This is a genomic window from Enterobacter sp. J49 (genome assembly GCF_002148625.1).
GTDB classification, from domain to species: Bacteria; Pseudomonadota; Gammaproteobacteria; order Enterobacterales; family Enterobacteriaceae; genus Enterobacter; species Enterobacter ludwigii.
The window spans coordinates 21,033-44,483 of the sequence record NZ_MWPY01000048.1; the positions used below are offsets into that span (position 1 = coordinate 21,033).

Genomic DNA, 23,451 nt, shown 5'->3' on the forward strand with positions numbered 1-23,451 from the left:
AACAAAAAATGCCAAAGGATAATACGTTTGAAATTCGGGCCGGTCATGGCCAGCAGCAAGGCGCAAATTATGACGGGAAGGGGGTCAACTTTGCGCTGTTTTCAGCACATGCGGAGCGGGTTGAGCTCTGTCTGTTTGACCCTTCAGGAAAAACCGAAATCGCCCGGCTGGAGCTACCGGAATATACCCATGAAGTGTGGCACGGCTATGTGCCGGATCTGAAGCCTGGCGCGCTGTACGGCTATCGTGTTTACGGCCCGTATGACCCGGAAAACGGGCATCGCTTCAACCCCAATAAACTGCTTATCGATCCGTATGCCCGTGAACTGGTGGGCGATATCGACTGGAACGACGCCCATTTCGGCTATGAGCTGGGTCATGACGATCTCGACCTCAGTTTTGATACCCGCGACAGCGCGCCGTTCACGCCAAAATGCAAGGTCATCGACCCCAATGCTTTTGACTGGCAGGATGATAACCGGCCAACCATTCCGTGGCCGAATACCGTTGTGTATGAGAGCCACGTGAAGGGCTTTACCCAGCTTAACCCGGCGATTCCGCCTGAACTGCGCGGTACGTTTGAAGGGATGGGACACAAAGCCTCGGTCGATTACATCAAAAGCCTTGGCATCACCTCGGTTGAACTGCTGCCGGTTCACTGGTTCCCGGACGATCAACACCTGCTCGACAGGGGGCTGAAAAATTTCTGGGGCTACAACACGCTCGGCTTCTTTGCACCGGCGTCACGCTATTACGGTCCGGCGGGGATCCAGGGTTTTCGCGATATGGTGCGCGCCTACCATGACGCAGGCATCGAGGTGATCCTCGATGTTGTCTATAACCACACGGCAGAAGGCAATGAGCTCGGCCCAACGCTGTCGTTTAAGGGCATCGATAACTTCAGCTATTACCGCACCTTACCCGATCAACACCGGTATTACATTAACGACACCGGCACGGGGAATACGGTGAATACCTCCCACCCGAGAGTGCTGCAGATGGTGATGGATTCACTGCGCTACTGGGCCGAATCGATGCATATTGACGGTTTCCGTTTCGACCTCGGGACAATTCTGGGCCGTGAGCCCGAAGGCTTTGATCCGCGCGGTGGCTTTTTCGATGCCGTCACGCAGGATCCGGTGTTATCCCGTCTGAAGCTGATTGGTGAGCCCTGGGATATCGGCCCCGGTGGTTATCAGGTCGGCGGCTTCCCGCCAGGCTGGGGGGAGTGGAACGACAAATACCGCGATACCGTACGTGAGTACTGGAAGGGCGATAACGTGTCTAACGACTTCGCCGCGCGCCTGCTCGGTTCCGGTGACTTGTACGATCTGCGCGGACGCCGTCCGTGGGCCAGCATCAACTTTATCACCGCCCACGACGGCTTTACGTTGAACGACCTGGTGTCTTACAACGAAAAGCATAATGCCGACAATGGTGAAGACAATAACGACGGGCATAACGATAACCGGTCGTATAACTACGGAGAGGAAGGGCCGACAGAGAATCCGGATATTATCGCTACCCGGGAGCGGCAGAAGCGTAATTTCCTCACCACGCTGTTGTTCTCTCACGGCACGCCAATGCTGCTGGCCGGAGACGAGTTTGGCCGTACGCAAAAGGGGAACAATAACGGGTATTGCCAGGACAGCGAGATCTCCTGGATCGACTGGAAGGGGTTATCGGAAAACGACACTGCCCTGCGCGACTTTACCCGCCATCTGATTGCCCTTCGCGCGAAACAGCCATTGCTGCGGCGAGAAAGCTGGCGCGACGGACTTGAGATCCGCTGGTTTAACGCCGGCGGCGGCCCGCAGCAGGATGAGCAGTGGGATGAAGGTTCAACCCTCGGCGTATCCATCAGCAGACCGGACCTCAGACAGGAGCCGGGCCTCTGGCACGATGTGCTGATGCTGTTTAACCCGTTTGAAGGCACCGTGCCGTTCCAGATCCCCCAGTTTGGCGAAGGAGGCTGGGTACTGGAACTCTCCACGGCGGATGACGTTGTCCCCGGGACGGTCATCACCAAAGCCGTGGAATACCATCTGGCCGGACGAAGTATTTCGCTTTTCAGACGCCCTTAACTACAGTGATGCCGCTGCCCGCGCGGCGGTGTCATACAGGGAAGATATGGTCCGGAGCAGCTGCGCGGTGTCACCAATAGACGCTCCGGAAATCCCGCTCTCCGCATGGATATTGATCAGGCACGCTTCCCGCACGTCGCGGTATTTCATGCATAGCGCTTTCCCTTCCTTCGTCGTTGAGAAATAGAGCTCTTTTCCGGCTTTTTCACTCGTCACGTAGCCCGCCTTGACCAGCTTCTTCAGTGCATACGTCACCACATGGGTATCTTCCACGTTCAGGACAAAACAGATGTCGGCCAGCTTTTTCTTGCGATCGCGGTGGTTCACGTGATGCAGAAGCGAGACATCAAAAGCGCCCATATCTGGCTCACCGGCTGCGGTCATGCAGCGCACCATCCATTTGTTAAACGCGTTGCTGGTCATGATCAACGCGTACTCCAGCTCTGATAATTCCGCGCAACGTTCCGATACCAGATGGCGAGAGGACACGATACGGCCATCGGTTATATCGTCGTGATTTGATGATCCAGCACTCTTCTTTGCAGTCATAACGTTCCTTACGGGGGGTGACGTTGGCCCGGAAATGTAAACTCATCGATAAAATAAGAACATTTTATTGATAAATTGTTTACATGTTTTTGTGGTTCAGATATAGCTTTTTAGTGCAGGTTCTGCGGAGCCTGACGCAAAACACAACATCGCGCGCCGCACTGCATCCCGCTTCGCCATGATGCGAAGTATTAAAAAAATAGCCGCCGGCGCGCAACGCTCACTTTGGATAGGGTAAACGTTTATGGACGGTTCGACACTGTTGCCGCTCATCGGTATACCGGTGGTGGTTATTGGTTTTGCTCTGCGTTTCAACCCGCTACTGGTGGTTGTGGTGGCGGGGCTGGCTACCGGACTGCTGGTTGGCATGGATTTTGGGATGTTGCTGGAGACCTTTGGCGAGAAGTTCGTCAACAGTCGTTCCCTGGCGACCTTTATTCTGATCCTGCCGGTTATTGGCCTGCTGGAATATTACGGGTTGAAAGAGCGGGCGCAGGCGTGGGTGGCAAAGATTGCCAGCGCCACCTCGGCACGTATTCTGATGCTCTATTTTGTGGCGCGTGAAGGGACGGCCGCGCTGGGATTGATGTCGCTGGGTGGGCATGCTCAGACCGTTCGTCCGCTGCTGGCACCGATGGCCGAAGGCGCAGCGCTCAATGAGTATGGCGAACTGCCGCAACATATCCGGGACAAGATCAAAGCGCATGCCGCGGCGTGCGACAACATCGCGGTTTTCTTTGGCGAAGATATTTTTATCGCGTTTGGCGCGGTGCTGCTGATCGACGCTTTCCTGAAAGAGAATGGGATACAGGGCATTGAACCGTTGCATATCGGTCTGTGGGCCATTCCGACCGCCATCGCGGCATTGATTATTCATATGACGCGCCTGTTGCGTCTGGATGCCAGCATCCGTCGTGACGTTATGTCCTGGCGCGCTGAGCAGGGTACACAGGAGATCGCGCCATGATGACCCTGATCACCATTAACCGCGTGTATTACCTGATCGGCTTTGTCGTGATGCTGCTGGTCGTGATGACCCTGCGCGATCGCGCGAATCCTAAACGTTTTACCACTGCGCTATTCTGGTTCCTGTTCGGCGGGATCTTCCTGTTTGGCGACCTGATGGTGCAGGAGCTGGGCAAATCCCTTGCTTATCGAATCATCGGCGGCTGCGTCATTGTGATTGCACTGCTGGCGGGCTTTGGTCTGGTCGGCAAAGGACACTATAAAATGGCTACCGATGCCGAGCGCGAAGCCTCGTCAACGCGGCTGAAAAACTGGCTGTTCCTGCCTGCGCTGATGATCCCGGTGGTTACGGTGATCGGGACATTATTCCTGAAAGGGGTGTCGATAGGGGGCGTATTCCTTCTTGACCAGAAACAGCTCACGCTGGCGGCACTGTGCGTCGCCTGTGTGGCGGCGATCCTGACCGGCTGGTGGCTGACAAAAGGCACGCCATTGCAGGCTATTCGCCAGTCCCGGCGCCTGGTCGACACCATTGGCTGGGCGGTGATTTTGCCACAGATGCTGGCCATGCTGGGCGGGGTGTTTGTGGTGGCGAACACCGGCGAATCAGTCCAGAAGGTCGTTAGCCTGTTTGTGAACCCCGATAGCCGGTTCATGCTGGTGGTGATTTACTGCATGGGCATGGCGCTTTTCACCATGATCATGGGCAACGCCTTCGCGGCATTCCCGGTGCTCAGCGCCGGTATCGCCTTGCCGTTCCTGATTAACGTTCATCATGGTAACCCGGCACCGCTGCTGGCGATTGGCATGTACGCGGGCTATTGCGGCACGTTGATGACGCCGATGGCGGCCAACTTTAATATCGTTCCGGCCGCGCTGCTGGAGCTTAAAGATAAGTACCAGGTGATCAAGATCCAGATCCCAACGGCGTTAACCCTGCTGGTGGTCAACGTGTTCTTAATGTATTTCCTCGTTTTTCGCTAAGCGCGGCAACGATCTAAGGAGCTGATATGGAATTAACGCAACACCAGGCCGACGCGTTTGCCCGCATGCCTTTGACCTATTTACGCCAGGAATATCCGAACCACATTATGCACCTGCTTAATGATGACGGTGATGTCCTGCCACCCCGCGAACTGCACCCCATTTTTTATGGCTGCTTCGACTGGCACTCGGCGGTGCACGGCTACTGGCTGCTGCTGCGCTGCGTGCGGCTTTACCCTGAACTGTCGTGCCGGGATGAAATTGTCGCCCTGTTTGATGAACACATCACGCAGGAGAAGGTGGCGAAAGAGCTGGCCTATTTCAAGGCACCGTTTCGCGCCTCGTTCGAGCGCCCTTATGGCTACGGCTGGCTTCTGGCGCTGGCGCAGGAGCTGAAGCAGTCCGCGTTACCTCAGGCCGCCAGCTGGTATCAGACACTGCAGCCGTTAACGCAGGACATTCGCGACAGGCTGGTGGATTACCTCAGCAAACTCACCTATCCGATCCGTGTCGGTACGCATTACAACACCGCTTTTGCGCTGGCGCTGGGGATTGATTACGCCCGTGCAGTGCAGGATAACGCCCTTGAACAGGCTATTCTGACGGCGGCGACGCGCTTTTATCTGGCTGACACGCATTACCCGGCTCACTATGAACCGGGTGGTGATGAGTATATTTCCGGCGCGCTGACGGAAGCGCTGTTGATGAGTAAGGTGGCGGAGCATTTCCCGACGTGGTTTGACGCCTTTCTTCCTGATGTGGGGTCTGTTTCGGCCCTGATGCACCCGGCAGAAGTGAGCGATCGTACCGACCCGAAAATTGCCCATCTGGATGGGTTAAACCTCAGCCGCGCCTGGTGCATGAAGCATATTGCCCGCGCGTTGCCCGATAACCATCCGGGACAACAGGCGCTGCGCGAGGCAGTCAACCGACATCTGGCGGCAAGCGTCGAGCATGTGGTGGGAAGCCACTACAGCGGCGGACACTGGCTGGCGAGTTTTGCGCTGCTGGCGCTGGAGTAAATCACAGGTGCAGCGCGTAGTGCGCTGCACCGTGTTTATGCCGTAGCCTGACGCGTGGCGCGCAGCCGGCTCACGCTAAACACGACAGAAACCGCCGAAGCAATGACCGCAATCCACAGTGAATAATGAACGGCCCGATCGTCAAAAGCCGGCTGATTCTGCGTTGTGGCCAGCAGAACGCCGACCACGGCAGCCCCCAGGCATTGTCCAAACGTCCGCACGATAGCCAGTACGCCGGATGCGTAGCTGGCATACTCCCGCACCACGTTAGAGAGCATTTCCCGGTTATTGGGACTCTGGAAACAGCCAAAACCGATCCCGCTCACCAGGCTTCGCAGGCAGATATTCCAAGCGGAAGGGCTGGCGGGCAGTGTCGCGAGCAGGATCAATCCCACCACAAACACGATAAGCCCGAGGGTAGATATCAGCGGGGCTGAAATTGTGTCTGCCCAGCGGCCCGCATGCGGCGCAATCAGTACGATGCCTATCGGCCAGGGCGTGAACAGCAGCGCGGAGACCACCGGACTGTAGCCATATACGCTCTGAAACAGGAACGGCAGGGCGATAAAGGTGATGCCCTGGCTCACAAACGAGGCCAGCGACGTGAGCGCGGCGAGCGTAAAGCGTCCATTGTGAAAAATAACGGGAGGCAGTATGGGGCTTCGGGCGCGGCGAATATGCCAGACAAAGGTGATGGCGCTAATCGTGGCGAGCAGCGCCCAGCTGATGGCCTCGTGGCTGATGTGGTGCGAAGCACGCTGGAAACTGTTGGCCGTCATGATCATCGCCCCCAACAGGACCGCGGAGAGCAGTGCGCCCGGGGCATCGAACGGAGAGGGATCTGAAGCCAGTTGTCGTGGTAAGGCCTTCCAGGCCAACAGCAGGGCAATCGTTCCGGGAACAAGGTTAATGGCGAATAACCACTGCCAGCGCAGTACGTCCAGGATCGTCCCGCCCAGTACGGGTGCAATGGCCGTGCTGGAGGCGATCAGCAGGGCGTGCAGTCCCAGAATGCGGCCAAGCAGTCGACCGGGGAAGACGGCGCGCAGTATCGCCGGGGCAATACTCAGTGTGGCCGCCCCGCCAATCCCCTGCAATATCCGCATCCCGATCAGCATGTCCGGGGTGCGGGCCAGCGCGCAGCCGAGCGAGGTGAGTGTAAAGACGGCAAGTCCGGTCAGAAATACCGGGCGGTAGCCAACGCGGGCCGCAAGGGCGGCGAAGATGGCCAGAGTCATGGCCGCGGACAACAGATACCCATTGGCGAACCAGACGGCCACATTCGCGGGCACCTGCATTGCGCTTGCCATCGAAGGCAAGGCAATGTTGATCATGGTGCCATCAAAAACGCCCATCAGCGTGGTCGTCATTACCGCGGCCATCACCCGAGCGCGTTCATGGCCGGGCAATCCTTCGTCGCCGGGCTGGTTTGAAAATAGCGTCATCGTCGTAACTCCGGAAAGAATGTTGATGACGAAACTATAATCATGGGATATACAAGGCGGAAGACGCAGCAGTTGCACTGTTCAGTTGCATACAACGCCTTATCTGAGGATGCATCATGTCCGATCCGGATTTTAATTTGCTTGTCGCCCTCGACGTTCTGCTGGCCGAAGCCAGCGTGGCGGGCGCGGCGCGGCGTTTAAACCTGAGTACGTCAGCCATGAGCCGTACCCTGAGCAGGCTGCGAGAGGTGACCGGCGACCCGATCCTGGTGCGGGCAGGGCGTAATATGGTGCTGACGCCCTGGGCCGAGGCCACCCGGGAGCGAGCCCGAGGGGCCGTGTATGAGGCAAGAGCCGTACTGCAGCCCTCCACTGAAACGCTGAAGGTGGAAGACCTCGAGCGGCTGTTCACCATCAGAGCCAATGATGGTTTTGTGGTCGCATTTGGCCCATTGCTGATTGCCGCCGTGGCCGAAGCTGCGCCCGATGTGTGTATTCGGTTCTCGCCGAAGCCCGAGAAAACGTCACGCTATCTACGGGAAGGGCTGGTTGACCTGGAAATTGGCGTGCAGAGCAACATGGGACCTGAAATACGCCTGCAGCGATTATTTCAGGATCGGTTCATTGCCGCGGTGCGTAAGGGACATCCGCTGGCGGCACACCCCGCGGTCAGCCTTCACGATTATGTTTCCTGGGGCCACGTGGTTGCCGCGCCCGACGGGTCGCTACACGGCTTTGTCGACGATGCGCTGGCTGAAGTGGGGATGAAGCGCAAAATTGCCAGCGTCGTGCCCGGTTTCCCGACGGCGTTATCCGTGGCGCTGGCGTCCGATCTGATCGCCATGGTTCCGGCATTGTATCTGCTGAACCAGCCGATGGCGCAGAGTGTGCATGTCTTTGAACTGCCATTTAAAACTCGAACCATTACGGTATCGCAGATGTGGCACCCGCGAATGGAAAGGGATCCGGGGCACCGCTGGCTGAGAGAGAAAGTGCTGGACGTGTGTCGGACTGTGCAGCAACCACTCAGTGCTGAGTAACCCGCTTAGGCACGGACAAGATAAAGCGTGTCGACTGAGCATCCGATTCGACGCGGACTTTGCCATGATGCGCGGTGACAATTGACTTCACAATGGCAAGACCAATCCCGCTGCCTTCGCCTTTTCGCTGCCTGGAAGGATCCACCCGGTAAAAACGGTCAAACAGCCTGGGTAAATGTTCTTGCGGGACAGGTTTCCCGGGGTTGGCAATCATCAGCTCAAAATCGCTTTCCCGTTCGGCGATCGAGACGGTCACCGTCTTACCTTCCGGCGTATAGCGCAGGGCATTGGATAACAGGTTGTTGATTGCGCGTCTGAACATCTGCGGATCGCCTTCGATCAGGCAGGGCATCCCGTGAAACGTCAGCGTGATATGACGTTCTTCCGCCCAGGCCTCGAAGAAATCAAAGACTTTAATGACCTCCGCGCTTAAATCAAACATCACCCTGTCCGGGATCAGCTGATTATTATCCGCCTGCGCCAGGAACAGCATATCGCTGACCATCCGGGTCATCCGGTTATACTCTTCAAGGCTTGAGTAGAGGATATCTTCCAGCTCTTTCGGCGTCCGGTTCTGGCTGAGTGCGATTTCAGTCTGGGTCACCAGATTGGTGATGGGGGTTCTGATTTCGTGGGCGATATCGGCAGAAAAATTCGCCTGGCGGGTGAACACATCTTCAATCTTTTCAATCATATGGTTGAACGAAATCACCAGTTGCTCCAGTTCAACCGGAACGCGCGACGGTTCCAGCCTCGCATCGAGATTTTCAGAGGTGATATTTTTAATGGCATTGCTGACGTTACGCAGCGGCAGGTGTCCCTGACGGACCGCGATTCGAATGATAAGAATAATCAGCAGGCTGATCACCACGGCAATCGCAATCAGGTTCTTTTTCAGCGCATCGAGGTAATGGAGATGGAAATTAATAGAAAGCCCGATCAGCATCACGTAATTCTGCGCTTTTCCCTGCAGCGTCGCCATGCCTGACGAGGCGATAATCCGGTACGTGTCACTTTTCATCTCAGCGCCGGAATGACTCTGCAGGGTGGGGGCATCTACCGTCCAGAGAAACACATCCCGTGCCCGGCTGTGCGTGCTGAATGCCGCCGTGTTCACGGCAGGGCGTAACGCTGCCCCCTGCGCCGTACTGAACAACACCTCTCCACGCGCGTCGAGAAGCAGAACCGCAACGTTGCGATAGCTGGCAATTGACTCTTTGATTTTACTGATTTTCTTCTCGTCCGGATCTGCCGGGGACTGCAGGATACGGTGCATCGCGGTACTGATTTGCTGCAGATCGTTGATATCCTGCTCGGCAAAATGCTTTTCAACGGAGTGCAGCATAAACCAGGTGAAGGCGAAAAATGCCAGTATCGTGGAGAGGCTGATAAAAAACGTCAGCCTCAGGGCTAATGAGAAAGGGCGTCTGGGTAATTTAACGCGCATCCGGTGCCTCCAGCATGTACCCCACGCCGCGGACCGTCTGGATCAACTTCGGCTCATAATCATTGTCTATTTTCGCGCGAAGCCGTTTGACGGCGACATCAATCGCGTTGGTGTCGCTGTCAAAATTCATGTCCCAGACCTGGGATGCAATCAGGGAGCGGGGCAGCACTTCCCCCTGGTGTCGCATAAAAAACTCCAGCAGGCTGAACTCTTTGCTGGTCAGCAGGATGCGGTTTCCCGCGCGGCTCACCTTTCTGGACACAAGATCAATCATCAGATCAGCCACCTGAAACTGGCTTTCCGTGATCACCGTATTGCCCCGTCGCAGAAGCGTCCTGACGCGGGCGAGAAGCTCCGCAAAGGCAAAGGGTTTGATCAGGTAATCATCCGCGCCCAGTTCAAGACCCTTCACCCGGTGTTCAATAGTGCCAAGGGCTGAGAGTAACAGAACCGGCATTCCCTTCCCGGCAGAACGTAGCATGCGGATGATATCCCAGCCGTTCACGTCGGGAAGCATGATATCCAGAATCAGGAGGTCATACTCGGCGGTCATGGCGAGATGATATCCGGTCAGGCCATTGTCAGCGTGGTCTACCACAAACCCCGCTTCAGTTAGCCCCTTGCTGAGGTACTCCCCGGTTTTTATCTCGTCTTCAACGATCAGTATTTTCATCTTGCTCCCCTGACTGGCTGCTCTGGACATTCTAGAGAGCCTTAAGCCGTTATCAATGACTTACGTTAAGAATGACAACATTGTCATTATCCTGTCACCAGGCAAACAGGAAGCACGCTGTAGAGTAACCCTGGTAATACTCTGGACTTCATTTGAAACATTTACCAGGTCTGCCTGGACGAGAAGCGTGATGTGCACATTAAAACGACTTAGCATTAGCACAATATTTTTCCTGGCAGGCTGCGTCTCGCTGGCACCAGAATATGCGCGTCCGCCAGCACCGGTTCCGCAGCAGTTCTCGTTATCCCGAAATAGCCTCACGCCGGTGGTGGTGGGGTATCACGACAGCGGATGGCGTAGCTTTTTTACCGATCCTCAGGTTGCAGCACTGATCGCCGAAGCCCTGAATAACAACCGTGATTTAAAAATGGCCGCCCTTAAGGTTGAAGAGGCGCGCGCGCAGTTCAACGTGACGGATGCCGACCGGTATCCGCAGCTGAATGCCTCGTCAGGTGTGACCTACAGCGGTGGGCTGAAAACGGACAAGCCGACCACACAGCAGTACGACGCAGGGTTGAACCTCAGTTACGAACTCGATTTCTTCGGCAAGCTCAGGAATATGAGTAATGCTGACAGACAGAACTATTTTGCCAGCGAGGAGGCTCGCCGTGCCGTGCATATCCTGCTTGTCTCCAGCGTGTCGCTGAGCTATTTCAGCCAGCAGCTGGCCTACAAACAACGTCGTATTGCCCGCGATACGCTAAAAAACTATCAACAATCCTGGGCTTTTGTTGAACAACAGCTGGTAACGGGCAGCACCAACGTTCTGGCACTTGAACAGGCCCGGGGGCAGATTGAAAGTACCCGTGCAGAAATAGCGAAAAGAGAAGGCGAGCTGGCTCAGGCCAATAATGCCCTGCAGCAGGTTCTGGGAACCTATCGCGCGCTGCCGGCAGAGAAAGGAGGCAGCGTCGATGAGATTTCACCCGTCAAACTGCCGCCTCGTCTGCCGTCAGAAATATTGCTTCAGCGCCCGGACATTATGGAAGCGGAGTATCAGTTGAAAGCGGCTGATGCCAATATTGGCGCGGCGCGCGCCGCCTTTTTCCCGTCTATTACGCTAACCAGCGGGCTTTCAGCAAGCAGTACGGAATTATCCAGCCTCTTCACCGCAGGAAGCGGGATGTGGAATTTTATTCCGAAAATTGACATTCCTGTTTTTAATGCCGGAAGGAATAAAGCCAATCTCAAACTGGCTGAAATTCGCCAGCAGCAGTCAATCGTCAATTACGAACAAAAAATTCAGGCGGCTTTTAAACAGGTCGCCGACGCGCTCGCATTGCGGGACAGCATCAGTCAGCAACTCGACGCCCAGCAACGTTATCTTGATTCGCTACACATCACCCTGCAGCGAGCCAGAGGTTTATATTCCAGTGGCGCGGTCAGTTACATTGAAGTGCTCGATGCTGAACGTTCTCTTTTTGCAACACAACAAACCATTCTCGACCTTATCTATTCCCGACAGGTGAATGAAATTAACTTATTCACCGCGCTGGGTGGCGGTTGGGTTGAGTAATTCCTTTTAATTACTCCATCAGGAAATGAAAAATGAACAGTTTATTTAACGCGGTCGTACTGGGCGCACTCTCCGTTATATTTTCTGCAGGCCTGCATGCTGAAACACATCAGCACGGGGAGATGAGCACAGCAGCACAAGCCACGCCAGAGCAGGTCATCGCGGGAACCGGCGTGGTGAAAGCGGTTGATCTGAGCACTAAAAAAATCACTATCGCGCATGATGCTATTCCAGCGATTGGCTGGCCCGCCATGACCATGCGTTTCACCTTTGTCCAGGCAGACGAAACGCTTCTCGCCTTAAAAGCCGGCAGCCACGTTAATTTCACGTTTGTTCAGCAGGGCAATATCTCTTTACTCAAGAGCATTAAATAGCGAGAAAAAGCATGGCCTCTTTAAGAATAAAGTTTGCTGCCGTCATCATCGGCAGCCTTATTGCAGGAGGGCTGATTTCAGTTATCGCCTGGCAGTCGGTGCATCCCGCAGAAAAAACAGAACAGACCACGACGGAGAGAAAGGTACTTTTCTGGTATGACCCGATGAAGCCGGATACCCGGTTTGATAAACCCGGCAAGTCTCCGTTTATGGATATGGATCTGGTGCCGAAATATGCCGATGAAAATGACGAAAAAAGGAGTGAGGGTATTCGTATTGACCCGACGCAGGTTCAGAACCTGGGACTCAAAACGCAGAAAGTGACGCGGGGAGCGCTGAATTACGCCCAGACCATACCGGCCAACGTCAGTTATAACGAATATCAGTTTGTCATTGTGCAGGCGCGTTCTGAGGGTTTCGTTGAGAGGGTGTACCCACTGACCGTGGGCGATCATGTTAAAAAAGGGACGCCGCTTATCGATATCACCATTCCGGAATGGGTAGAAGCGCAAAGCGAGTTCCTGTTGTTATCGGGTACCGGCGGAACCCCTACCCAGATAAAAGGTGTTCTGGAGCGACTACGTCTTGCCGGCATGCCGGAAGAGGATGTTCAACGACTGCGTGCGACCCGGAGTATCCAGACCCGTTTTACTATCAAGGCCCCCATAGATGGCGTGATTACGGCGTTTAACCTGCGCACGGGCATGAACATTACCAAAGATAACGTGGTGGCACAGATACAGGGGATGGATCCGGTCTGGATCAGTGTGGCCGTGCCGGAATCCATTGCGTATCTTCTCAAAGACAGCTCGCAGTTTGAAATTTCAGTGCCCGCGTATCCGGATAAATCGTTTGCCGTTGAAAAATGGAACATTCTCCCCAGCGTGGATCAAACTACCCGCACGCTGCAGGTCCGTCTGCAGGTCTCCAACCAAGACGAAAGTCTGAAACCCGGCATGAACGCCTACCTGAAACTGAACGCCAGGAGCCAGGAGATGCTGCTGATCCCATCCCAGGCCGTGATTGATACGGGCAAAGAACAGCGGGTGATTGTGGTCGATGCGGAAGGGCGTTTTGTGCCGAAAAGCATTCATGTTCTGCATGAATCTCAGCAACAGTCCGCGATTGGCAGCGGACTGAACGAAGGCGATGCTGTCGTGGTCAGCGGTCTGTTCCTGATTGACTCCGAAGCCAATATTAGCGGTGCGCTGGAGCGCATGCGTCATCCTGAAAAAACTCACGACGCGCATTCGGGCCATTAAGGAGACGATGATGATTGAATGGATTATCCGGCGCTCCGTCGCCAACCGTTTCCTGGTGATGATGGGCGCTTTGTTTCTCAGCGTCTGGGGAACATGGACTATCATCAATACCCCTGTGGATGCATTGCCCGATCTGTCTGATGTGCAGGTGATCATAAAAACCAGCTATCCCGGTCAGGCCCCGCAGATTGTTGAAAATCAGGTCACGTATCCGCTCACGACAACCATGCTGTCGGTACCCGGCGCAAAGACCGTGCGTGGTTTTTCCCAGTTTGGTGACTCCTATGTTTATGTCATTTTTGAAGACGGTACTGACCTCTACTGGGCCCGCTCACGCGTTCTGGAATACCTGAATCAGGTGCAGGGCAAATTGCCTGCCGGTGTAAGCTCAGAAATAGGACCAGATGCCACCGGTGTCGGCTGGATATTTGAATATGCCCTGGTGGATCACAGCGGAAAACACGATCTTGCAGAACTGCGCTCCCTTCAGGACTGGTTCCTGAAATTCGAACTGAAAACCATCCCTAACGTCGCGGAGGTTGCGTCAGTAGGCGGCGTGGTTAAGCAGTATCAGATTCAGGTTAACCCGTTGAAGCTGGCGCAGTACGGTGTCACGCTGCCCGACGTTAAACAGGCTCTCGAATCATCTAACCAGGAAGCAGGGGGATCATCCATTGAAATGGCGGAAGCGGAGTACATGGTCCGCGCCAGCGGTTACCTTCAGTCCATTGATGATTTCAATAATATCGTCCTGAAAACGGGCGAGAACGGCGTGCCGGTTTATCTGCGCGATGTGGCACGCGTGCAAACGGGCCCGGAGATGCGGCGCGGCATTGCAGAACTTAACGGCCAGGGCGAAGTTGCTGGTGGCGTCGTGATCCTGCGCTCGGGGAAAAACGCACGTGAAGTCATTACCGCAGTGAAAGACAAGCTGGAGACGCTGAAAGCCAGCCTGCCAGACGGTGTCGAGGTGGTGACTACCTACGATCGCAGCCAGTTAATTGACCGCGCCATTGATAACCTGAGTAACAAACTCCTTGAAGAGTTTATCGTGGTGGCCATCGTCTGTGCGCTGTTCCTCTGGCATATCCGCTCTGCGCTGGTGGCGATCGTTTCTCTGCCGCTTGGCCTGTGCATTGCCTTTATCGTCATGCATTTCCAGGGGCTAAACGCCAATATTATGTCACTGGGCGGGATTGCCATTGCCGTGGGGGCGATGGTGGATGCCGCCATTGTGATGATTGAAAATGCGCATAAACGGCTGGAAGAGTGGGATCATCAACACCCAGGGGAGCAGATAGACAACGCAACCCGCTGGAAGGTCATTACCGATGCGTCCGTTGAAGTGGGCCCGGCGCTGTTTATCAGCCTGCTGATCATCACCTTGTCGTTCATCCCCATTTTCACGCTTGAGGGACAGGAAGGGCGCCTGTTTGGGCCGCTGGCCTTCACGAAGACGTATGCCATGGCGGGCGCGGCCGCGCTGGCAATCATCGTCATTCCTATACTGATGGGGTTCTGGATCAGAGGGAAAATCCCCGCGGAGACCAGCAACCCGCTGAACCGACTGCTGATTAATGCCTATCATCCGTTATTGCTTCGCGTGCTCCACTGGCCGAAAACGACCTTGCTGATTGCGGCGTTAACTATTTTTACGGTCATATGGCCGCTGAGTCAGGTCGGGGGGGAATTTCTGCCAAAGATCAATGAGGGCGATCTGCTGTACATGCCTTCAACGTTACCTGGCGTATCGCCGGCAGAGGCTGCCGCGCTCTTGCAGACGACAGACAAATTAATCAAAACCGTCCCTGAAGTGGCGTCCGTATTTGGTAAGACCGGTAAGGCCGAAACGGCGACCGACTCCGCGCCACTGGAAATGGTCGAAACCACCCTTCAGCTCAAACCTGAAGATCAGTGGCGACCAGGAATGACGATTGACAAGATCGTTGATGAGCTGGATAAGACCGTGCGTTTGCCCGGCCTGGCTAACCTCTGGGTACCGCCGATCCGTAACCGTATAGATATGCTCTCCACCGGCATTAAAAGCCCAATCGGTATCAAGGTGTCTGGCACCGTTTTGTCTGATATTGATGTCACGGCACAACGTATCGAAGCGGTGGCCAAAACCGTGCCGGGCGTGGTTTCAGCACTGGCAGAACGTCTGGAAGGCGGACGCTACATCGATGTGGATATCAACCGGGAGAAAGCATCCCGATACGGAATGACGGTGGGTGATGTGCAGCTGTTTGTCTCATCAGCCATCGGTGGCGCAACAATCGGCGAGACGGTTGAGGGCGTAGCCCGTTACCCGATCAATATCCGCTACCCTCAGGATTACCGAAACAGCCCACAGGCATTGAAACAGATGCCCATTCTGACGCCAATGAAACAGCAAATTACCCTGGGCGATGTCGCTGATATTCGTGTCGTTTCCGGACCTACCATGCTGAAAACGGAAAATGCCCGTCCTGCCAGCTGGATTTATATTGATGCCCGTGGCAGGGATATGGTGTCGGTTGTAAACGACATTAAAACCGCTATCAGCCAGCACGTAAAATTAAGACCGGGCACCAGTGTCTCTTTCTCCGGACAGTTTGAATTGCTGGAGCACGCCAATAAAAAACTGAAACTGATGGTGCCGATGACGATAATGATCATATTCATTTTGTTATATCTGGCATTCCGTCGTGTTGATGAGGCCCTGCTTATTCTGATGAGTCTGCCATTCGCCCTGGTCGGCGGAATTTGGTTCCTGTACTGGCAGGGCTTCCATATGTCCGTGGCGACCGGAACCGGCTTTATTGCCCTGGCCGGGGTGGCAGCAGAATTTGGCGTGGTGATGCTGATGTATTTGCGTCATGCCATTGAAGCCCATCCGGCGCTTGCCCAGCGGGAAACCTTTACCGCGGAAGGGCTCGATGAAGCCCTTTATCAGGGGGCGGTACTCCGCGTGAGACCGAAAGCGATGACCGTAGCGGTTATCATTGCCGGTCTGTTGCCCATCCTCTGGGGAACCGGTGCGGGCTCAGAAGTCATGAGCCGGATAGCCGCGCCGATGATTGGAGGAATGATTACGGCTCCGCTGTTATCCCTGTTCATTATTCCGGCCGCCTACAAATTAATCTGGCTGCGAAGACATAAATAAACACACGACGATATTAAAAGGACACGCTGGAGTGTCCTTTTTTATGCGTATGGGGGAGAGGGTTATTCCCCGTATGGCCCAGTGACAGAAATGTCATCAGCCCGTCACGGGATAAACAGAGGTCGGTTTTTATAATCAATGATAATTCAGACGCCGATGCATTTATCTCTGACTTTTCATTCAGCGATATTGCAGAGCATGTAAACTTAGGAGATTCGACCATGAAAAAGATCCTGTTATCCATTGTCACCATTATGGCTGTCACCTCATCTGGCTGGGCAGCAGAAACGATCAATGTGCACGACCAGGTTAATAACGCTCAGGCAACTGCGCATCAAACCATGGCTGAGATGCACAAGAAAATGCTCAAAGCTGGCCCCTGTAATACTCCCGAATCGGCAAAGTCTTTCTCTGCAATGAATGAGCATGAGAAGGCCGCCGTTGTGCATGAAACGGCGAACAATGGGCAGTCTTCTGTTATTCACCAGCAACAGGCAGAGAAACATCGCCGTATGAATCAGGCGAATTAACTGGCGCGTGGTGGATGTCACGGGTATACGCTCCTCGAGTGAGGGGCGTTTTCAGCATCTTTTAGAAGGTCGCAGTAAGAATGCAGCCACCGCTGAGCAGTATCATGCCGATACGGAGAAGCGCTGCAGTTGGTTTGCAGACATGACCAGGCGAGGTTACAGCGCGCGAGAATATTCTTCTCTCTGGCTATCGTTCTTCGCCATATCCATCAATAGTGCGATACCAATATAGTTACTCCAGTTAAACGCATTTTGAAGCACGACTACCGCATTGCCTTTTTGTTTATCGAAACCGATAAAGCTTGAGTAGCCGCCAATATAGCCTACCTGATAAGTAATTTTTTCCAGACCGATAAAGTCGGTGGTCCAGGCAATACCCTGTACACCATCGGGGCGTTGAATATCGGTATTACTGACTTCAGCAAAGACGCTATCCAATAAGCGATTGTCGGTTGTCGCCACGTGATAGCGGGCATACGCGGCCAGATCTTCGGCGTTACTGTATAAACTCGCTGCCGCTACCATGTTGTTGGAAAAATGCCAGTCGGGCGTCAGTTGCCCGCGCGGGATGAATTTGGGCTGATCGCCAGCATGGCCAAGCGCACGCTGCGGGTATCCCTTTAACGTCTGGGGAGTAAAACTACTGTTAGCCATTTGCAGCGGTTGAAAAATATAGCGCGAGGCTAAACTCTGAATATCTTCGCCGGTTTTGTGTTTCAGGATATAGCCAATCAGGGCATAGCCGGTATTAGAATATTGCGGCATTTTATGCTGCGGTGCATGCCAGTTGGCTAAATAGCGCAATACCTTATCGCTATCCAGTTCGCCATAAAAATTATCACCACTGCTTAAATAGCTGATGAATTTTCCCAGCATCGGAACATCCATATTCTGACGGGGCAGGCCAGAGGTGTGGGTCGCCAGTTCCAGTAGAGTAATTTTTTGTGCATCTGCGCTTAAGGGCGTACCCGGTGGCAGCAATGTCGCCAGGTTATCGTCCCAACTCAGCCTTCCTTCGTTCACCAGACAAGCCACCACTTCCGCCGTAATCCCTTTGCTGAGCGAACCGAGGGCAAACAAGGTATTGGACCCGATCGGGTAGCGATTGGCCACATCGGTTACGCCCCAACTGTAAAACTGCGGAGAACCGTAATTATGGATCACCGCAACCGTCATCCCGGGAACGGATTTTTGCGCCATATAGTGACGGACCACGCTATCAACGTCGCCGTCCAGCGATTTATGGGTGAGGAGTTCCTGTGTTCCTGCCGGGGAGGACATTTGCGAGAGGGTGCCACAACCGCTCAGTGACGGGATAACAAGCAGAAGCCAGCGAAAATGTTGAGTTATGTTCTGCATACCTGTCATGTGTGGTGGTCATTAGAGCGCCCGGAATGTATCACACCTGGCCTGCGTAAACGCCATTTTTCTACGCTTTAGCCGCCAGGGGCGATTTCTGCGGTTATCCCGCCTTTATTACGCAGAAATAGTGGTTTGACAGGAATAGACGTTTTACGGGTACTCATGTGCGCCGTTTGCTTTAGATAATCCCTAAAGTGCGGCGTCTGTCTGTGGAGTTGATAATCTTCCTCACTGGCGTAAATCTCATAGAAATACCAGCGGTGGGGATCATCTACGTCTGTCGCGGCATACATGGCAAGCACGCCTTTTTCTATGTTGAGCGACTGAGCCATTTCAGGAAGGACAATGTTTTTGAATTCAGTCTGATATTCCGGCTTCACCTCAACTACCACCAGATTATTGATGGTCCGCTCATCGGGTATGATGTGTTTGTCCCCTGTAAATTGCGGCACCAGTGTGATTTTCAGCTTCCGATCAATCATATCAGGTGCTTGAGTAACAAACGCTTTGTATGGAGAGGCATCCAGATGTTTGCGGTAGGCCAACTCGCTTGCATAAAGCTCAACCATATATGCCTGACGCGCCTTGTCACTGCGTTTCAGCGCGTACATCGCCAGCGTGCCCACTTCATGATCAACCGAAGCGGTGATTGTTTGCCTGGCAACCTCATCAAAATGCCTGTCCCGATCGGGCGTGATGCTTATCTCAACGATATTCATCACGGGCGTATCCTGTGTGCCCTGACTTTCTGCAAAGGCAGGACTGCTTATTAGCAGGTAAGTTAAAAACATGAGACTCTTTTTCATGATGATCCTTTTTCTAAACCAGAGACAGGCTACCGCGTCCAGACCTGCTTAACGTCTTTGGTATGCGGCGTATTTTGCGCCATAACCCCCGTCAGAAAGTGGGGCTGATAGCATTCTTCCAGATAGCGGATCGCCTCCGGACTCAGCTGCAGGCTCACGGCGTTTACTGCACCTTCGACATGACGTTTTTGCGTGGCACCGACAATAGGTGAGGTGACCCTGGTCAGTAGCCAGGCGAGAGATATTTCCGTCATGGTTACCTCATACTGTTCGGCAAGCTCGGCAACGCGTTCGATAATGATCCGATCTTGTTCTGCCGTACGGTCATACTTCCCGCGGGCGTAGTCATCCTCGACGGCTCGCCGCGTGTGGCCTTCTTTACGGGAGAGGCGGCCGCTTGCCAGCGCACTATAGGGCGTCAACGCGATCCCATCCTCAGCGCATAAACCGAAGAGTTCACGTTCATCTTCACGCATAATCAGGTTGTAGTGACTCTGCATGGAAACAAAGGGCGTCAGCCCTTCGCGTTCTGCAAGCGCGTTCGCCTTAGCCAGCTGCCAGGCGTAGCAGTTTGAGATCCCTATAGCGCGCACCTTGCCGGCAGTAACGGCGGCATGCAGCGCTTCAAGCACCTCAAGAACGGGCGTGTTGTAATCCCAGATGTGGTAAATGTAGATGTCTATGTAGTCCATACCCAGATTTTGCAGACTCAGATCCAGCGAGCGGGCTATTGCCTGTTTTCCGCTGATCCCCTCGGCAATTTGCGCGGGCGTCCGCGGCAGAAACTTTGTAGCCAGCACCACATCATCGCGCTTCGCCATGTCACGCAATGCCCGGCCAACAAACCGTTCACTCGAACCGTTCTGATAGGCGATGGCGGTATCGTAAAAATTGATGCCCTGTTCAAGGCCGTAGCGAATGATGTGCCGGCTTTCCGTTTCGTCCAGCGTCCAGCGATGCTGGCCTGTCAACGGATCGCCAAACCCCATGCATCCCATGCAGATGCGAGAGACAAGTAAGTCACTTTTACCGAGCCGGGTATACTGCATCGTTATTCTCCTTCCGAATTATTCACCAATAGCGTTAAGCAGGTCGACAAGCCTTGACGCGTGCTCCCGGGCAAGCGTTTTTTGCTGGGCGATTTTCTCGGCATCCCTGTCGGCGTAGCTGATACCGCAGGTATAAACCGGTGCCAGCATCTCAAGATTGCACAGCCTTGCCGTCGTCTCGAACGCAATGAGATACTCCTCAATGGTGTGGCCAAAGAAACCGTCAGCGGTGTAAAGCGCTTGCGGTGCCCCCGTTGTGAAGGAGAGAACCAGCTTTTTACCACCCAGTTTCGCCGTGGAACCATGCGCGAAACCGTGAACAAAAACTTCATCCAGCCACTGTTTCATGAGTCCCGGGAGTCCGTACCAGGAAAAAGGGAACTGCCAGATAATCACATCGGCCCTGAGCAGGCTTTCCTGCTCCGCACCGATATTGAATTTGCCGTCCGAATAGAGCCAGTCCAGACGACGAATTTCAGCGTCGGGCAGGGCTGTAGCCACCTCGTCAAGGATGATGGCGTTGGCGACAGAATGGTTAAGCTCTGGATGTCCGGAAACGATAAGGATATTTTTCATTTCTATCAGTTATGTTGAATTGTGGATGTTTAACTCAGGCGTGTTTTCAGATGCAGCGTCTTAAAAAGACGGGACGTCAGCCACGCCGTGCTTTTAGTTTTTAAATTCTTCTGAGAAGAGATTTTCCCAGTTAATAAAGGAGCCAAGAGGAATGCACTCGAAGCTTAATAAGCCTGCTTTCGCCAGAGGGAATTCGGCCATTACGTTCATCGCTTCCTCGACAGCGTCACATTCAAGGAAAATAGCGACGCCGGGTCTGTCCTGACGAAAGTAGATGTCGCGGATGACGCCGGATTTATACAGCCCCCAGGCGTGCAATGCTTCAGCAGTAAGGTGCGGTGCATATTTTTCCGGCGATGCACCCGCGGCGGGAATATCCAGACATAAAATTCGCATCAGTCGCTCCAGTAATCAGTTTTCAGTGAGAAGAGCAGAAAGTATAAGAGCCTCTATATGAGAAGATAAGGCGAGCATTGACTTAAGCATCTTTAGCCTGTACTTAATAATCAGGTGGTAATTGCTTAAGGAAAATGCTATGAATAACGCTCTTTATAATCAGATCCGCATCTTTCAGAGCATTGCGCGTGAAGGAAATATCTCGGCAGCCGCGAGGAAACTTGAAATCACGCCGCCCTCCGTCAGCAATGCGCTTAAGTTGCTTGAAGAGCATATTGGTCATCCGCTTTTTGTGCGCACGACCCGGCGTATTGAGCTGACCGAAACCGGGCAACAGTTGCTGGAACAAACTGCCGCCGCGGTGGATTCGCTGGAAAAATCGCTGGAAAGCATTCGCGATCGGAGTCAGGAACCCTCTGGTGTGGTAAGAATTACGCTCTCGCGTTTCGCCTATCTGTTAATTCTCAAGCCTGCAATGGCTGCGTTCTGTCAGCAATACCCAAGGATTCAACTGGAAATTTCGGTCTTCGACGGTACCGTGAATATTATCGAGGAGCGTTTTGATCTGGGGATTCGTTTTGGCGATATTCTGGAGGGTGGGGTGGTAGCACGACCGTTAATGAAACCGTTTCGTGAAGGGTTATACGCATCCTCTGTCTATCTCGCTGAACAGGGTATGCCTGAGGTGCCGGCAGATCTCAGTCATCACCGATTGATTGGTTACCGTTTTATCACTAACAACCGCATCCTTCCGTTGATCCTGAACGATCGCGGAGAACAGTTAACCGTTGAGATGCCCGGACAGTTAATCAGCAACGATATTGACGTTATGGCAGACGGAATTCGTAACGGGCTGGGAATTGGGCGCTTGTTCGAACCCATCTGGCGGTTACAGCCAGATCGGGAACAATTTGTACCTGTGATGGAGAGCTTCTGGAAAACCTATCCGCCAGTGTATCTCTATTACCCGAAAAATGCGGGGAAAACAAAAAGGGTGAAAGCCCTGATTGATTTTTTGATCTCCGCGACCGAGCGATAAGGTTACGCAGGCACAGGGCGAAGTCCCGCCAGTAGTGGCGGGAAGGTGTTTAACGCTGCATGTTATTGCGTGTCTGGCGGATTTGCTGGCGCCAGGCGCGATTATGAAGGGTAAATAGCAGCATCTTATAGAAGGAAGGAGATCGTATACAGAAACCGCTGAGCAGCAACATGACAACACTCACCAGTGCGGCTGTTAAATTGACGCCTGGCCAGATGGTGCCGCTCAGAGCCGCAAGCAGATAAACGACCGTCAGCAGAAGGCTTATGAATGCCAGAGAAAGATGTACCCGCACGGCGCGAATGCTGCCTTTACCCATCATAAACATCGTCAGACCGTTGATGCCGGCGAACAGAAGGGCAATCAACACTACCCACACAAATACCTTTTCTGCCGGCTGATTGAGTGCGGCGAATACGCCGTAGCCCAACCCAGCTATTATCGACGACATCCTGATGAACAGCAAATTGATGGGCGAACAGGTGCACACAGAGCAAATCAGGAAGCGATTGCCAATAAAGCTTATGGCGGACGTAATGGTAATACAGAGCCTGGTGATGGATGGCGCTATAAGGGCAGGGGGATGAAACAACTCACAGGGAGATATAATTATAGAGCCTTTACTCAGTATGCTAATAAGGTTTGGGGCGATCCAGTGGATTATGAAGAGCATCCAGAGTTAATTACTGCATCAACAAAGCAAGTGGTTCGTTCAGCATTGTTCTTTTGGGATTTTTATGATGCATATAAAAAAGCTGATGGTGGTATAACAGAGAGTGCATCACATAGTGTGACGAATATAGTAAATCCGGGTACTAATACAAAAGATGCCCGATACAAAAATTTGATTACGTTTGTCGACGAAAAAATATTTATTGGCATTTATTGATTCGATGTAAGGGCTTACCTAATGGTAAGCCCATTTTTTATTTGTTGCGTGAGCTGTTAAAAGTAAAGAGCGACTCAAAATTATCTTGTATCGTACCCTCTATACATTTTTGAATCGCCACGGGTTTAACAGACACCTCAGAGTCATTTAAGATGACTTAAAGAGAGGTGCCCATGAGCGGTAAACGTTATCCCGAAGAGTTTAAAATTGAAGCAGTCAAGCAGGTTATTGATCGCG

General features: G+C 53.5%; 22 protein-coding genes. 12 read left to right on the top strand and 10 right to left on the bottom strand.

Annotated elements, in window-relative coordinates:
• Positions 1–8: 8 nt before the first annotated feature.
• A complete protein-coding gene (glgX, locus tag BJP35_RS23940; protein WP_032680984.1) occupies positions 9–2,084 on the top strand; it encodes a glycogen debranching protein GlgX in 2,076 nt (691 codons plus the stop codon).
• Here glgX and BJP35_RS23945 read toward each other — a convergent pair whose 3' ends face one another.
• The gene (locus tag BJP35_RS23945) at positions 2,085–2,633 is read right to left on the bottom strand and encodes a winged helix DNA-binding protein (RefSeq protein ID WP_047744670.1); all 549 of its coding nucleotides are present in this window, start codon (positions 2,631–2,633) and stop codon (positions 2,085–2,087) included.
• A 244-nt stretch (positions 2,634–2,877) separates the two neighbouring features.
• Between BJP35_RS23945 and BJP35_RS23950 the strand changes: the two genes are divergently transcribed.
• From BJP35_RS23950 to BJP35_RS23960, 3 genes are read left to right on the top strand one after another with little or no spacing between them, the layout of a single operon-like run.
• Positions 2,878–3,600, top strand: coding sequence for a DUF969 domain-containing protein (locus BJP35_RS23950; RefSeq protein ID WP_014170091.1), 723 nt, complete (start codon positions 2,878–2,880; stop codon positions 3,598–3,600).
• Positions 3,597–4,583, top strand: coding sequence for a DUF979 domain-containing protein (locus BJP35_RS23955; RefSeq protein ID WP_086463614.1), 987 nt, complete (start codon positions 3,597–3,599; stop codon positions 4,581–4,583). The genes BJP35_RS23950 and BJP35_RS23955 overlap by 4 nt, the downstream gene beginning before the upstream one ends.
• 26 nt (positions 4,584–4,609) lie before the next feature.
• Positions 4,610–5,605, top strand: a complete 996-nt coding sequence (locus BJP35_RS23960) for a DUF2891 domain-containing protein (protein WP_086463615.1) — start codon at positions 4,610–4,612, stop codon at positions 5,603–5,605.
• A 35-nt stretch (positions 5,606–5,640) separates the two neighbouring features.
• On the opposite strand, the gene BJP35_RS23965 is transcribed toward BJP35_RS23960, so the two are convergent.
• Positions 5,641–7,050 (bottom strand): MFS transporter, encoded by a 1,410-nt coding sequence (locus tag BJP35_RS23965; RefSeq protein ID WP_086463616.1) that lies wholly within the window; start codon positions 7,048–7,050, stop codon positions 5,641–5,643.
• A gap of 116 nt (positions 7,051–7,166) precedes the next feature.
• Between BJP35_RS23965 and BJP35_RS23970 the strand changes: the two genes are divergently transcribed.
• Positions 7,167–8,090 carry a LysR family transcriptional regulator gene (locus BJP35_RS23970; RefSeq protein ID WP_086463617.1) on the top strand — a complete coding sequence of 308 codons (924 nt, stop codon included), beginning with the start codon at positions 7,167–7,169 and terminating at the stop codon, positions 8,088–8,090.
• Here BJP35_RS23970 and BJP35_RS23975 read toward each other — a convergent pair.
• Both BJP35_RS23975 and silR read right to left on the bottom strand, forming a co-directional pair.
• Complete coding sequence (locus BJP35_RS23975; protein WP_086463618.1) at positions 8,077–9,537, bottom strand: Cu(+)/Ag(+) sensor histidine kinase; 1,461 nt, start codon at positions 9,535–9,537, stop codon at positions 8,077–8,079. The genes BJP35_RS23970 and BJP35_RS23975 overlap by 14 nt on opposite strands.
• A complete protein-coding gene (gene silR / locus BJP35_RS23980) occupies positions 9,527–10,210 on the bottom strand; it encodes a copper/silver response regulator transcription factor SilR (protein ID WP_032670366.1) in 684 nt (227 codons plus the stop codon). Before silR ends, BJP35_RS23975 begins: the two co-directional genes overlap by 11 nt.
• 190 nt (positions 10,211–10,400) lie before the next feature.
• On the opposite strand from silR, the gene BJP35_RS23985 reads away from it, so the two are divergent.
• The 5 genes from BJP35_RS23985 to BJP35_RS24005 all read left to right on the top strand — a co-directional run bounded on the left by BJP35_RS23985 (position 10,401) and on the right by BJP35_RS24005 (position 17,097).
• Positions 10,401–11,786: an efflux transporter outer membrane subunit gene (locus BJP35_RS23985; RefSeq protein ID WP_086463619.1), complete on the top strand. Its 1,386-nt coding sequence runs from the start codon at positions 10,401–10,403 to the stop codon at positions 11,784–11,786.
• Positions 11,787–11,818: 32 nt separating this feature from the next.
• Complete coding sequence (gene cusF / locus BJP35_RS23990) at positions 11,819–12,160, top strand: cation efflux system protein CusF (protein WP_086463620.1); 342 nt, start codon at positions 11,819–11,821, stop codon at positions 12,158–12,160.
• 11 nt (positions 12,161–12,171) lie between these two features.
• Positions 12,172–13,422, top strand: a complete 1,251-nt coding sequence (locus BJP35_RS23995) for an efflux RND transporter periplasmic adaptor subunit (protein WP_086463621.1) — start codon at positions 12,172–12,174, stop codon at positions 13,420–13,422.
• A 10-nt stretch (positions 13,423–13,432) separates the two neighbouring features.
• Positions 13,433–16,567, top strand: a complete 3,135-nt coding sequence (gene silA, locus BJP35_RS24000) for a Cu(+)/Ag(+) efflux RND transporter permease subunit SilA (RefSeq protein WP_086463622.1) — start codon at positions 13,433–13,435, stop codon at positions 16,565–16,567.
• Positions 16,568–16,788: 221 nt separating this feature from the next.
• Entirely contained in the window at positions 16,789–17,097 is a 309-nt protein-coding gene (locus BJP35_RS24005; RefSeq protein WP_073396823.1) for a Silver-binding protein, read from the top strand.
• A gap of 156 nt (positions 17,098–17,253) precedes the next feature.
• Here BJP35_RS24005 and BJP35_RS24010 read toward each other — a convergent pair whose 3' ends face one another.
• From BJP35_RS24010 to BJP35_RS24030, 5 genes are all read right to left on the bottom strand, one after another.
• A complete protein-coding gene (locus BJP35_RS24010) occupies positions 17,254–18,456 on the bottom strand; it encodes a serine hydrolase (RefSeq protein ID WP_086463630.1) in 1,203 nt (400 codons plus the stop codon).
• Positions 18,457–18,533: 77 nt separating this feature from the next.
• Positions 18,534–19,265 carry a putative quinol monooxygenase gene (locus tag BJP35_RS24015; protein WP_086463623.1) on the bottom strand — a complete coding sequence of 244 codons (732 nt, stop codon included), beginning with the start codon at positions 19,263–19,265 and terminating at the stop codon, positions 18,534–18,536.
• 29 nt (positions 19,266–19,294) lie between these two features.
• A complete protein-coding gene (locus tag BJP35_RS24020; RefSeq protein ID WP_086463624.1) occupies positions 19,295–20,314 on the bottom strand; it encodes an aldo/keto reductase in 1,020 nt (339 codons plus the stop codon).
• 18 nt (positions 20,315–20,332) lie between these two features.
• Positions 20,333–20,890, bottom strand: a complete 558-nt coding sequence (locus BJP35_RS24025; RefSeq protein WP_086463625.1) for an NAD(P)H-dependent oxidoreductase — start codon at positions 20,888–20,890, stop codon at positions 20,333–20,335.
• Positions 20,891–20,983: 93 nt separating this feature from the next.
• A complete protein-coding gene (locus BJP35_RS24030) occupies positions 20,984–21,286 on the bottom strand; it encodes a hypothetical protein (protein ID WP_032680999.1) in 303 nt (100 codons plus the stop codon).
• Between the two features lie 139 nt (positions 21,287–21,425).
• Here BJP35_RS24030 and BJP35_RS24035 point away from each other — a divergent pair, with 139 nt between their 5' ends.
• Positions 21,426–22,325: a LysR substrate-binding domain-containing protein gene (locus BJP35_RS24035; RefSeq protein WP_086463626.1), complete on the top strand. Its 900-nt coding sequence runs from the start codon at positions 21,426–21,428 to the stop codon at positions 22,323–22,325.
• Positions 22,326–22,374: 49 nt separating this feature from the next.
• On the opposite strand, the gene BJP35_RS24040 is transcribed toward BJP35_RS24035, so the two are convergent.
• Entirely contained in the window at positions 22,375–22,776 is a 402-nt protein-coding gene (locus tag BJP35_RS24040; RefSeq protein ID WP_086463627.1) for a hypothetical protein, read from the bottom strand.
• 132 nt (positions 22,777–22,908) lie between these two features.
• On the opposite strand from BJP35_RS24040, the gene BJP35_RS24915 reads away from it, so the two are divergent.
• Positions 22,909–23,214, top strand: coding sequence for a hypothetical protein (locus BJP35_RS24915; RefSeq protein ID WP_086463628.1), 306 nt, complete (start codon positions 22,909–22,911; stop codon positions 23,212–23,214).
• Positions 23,215–23,451: the final 237 nt, after the last annotated feature.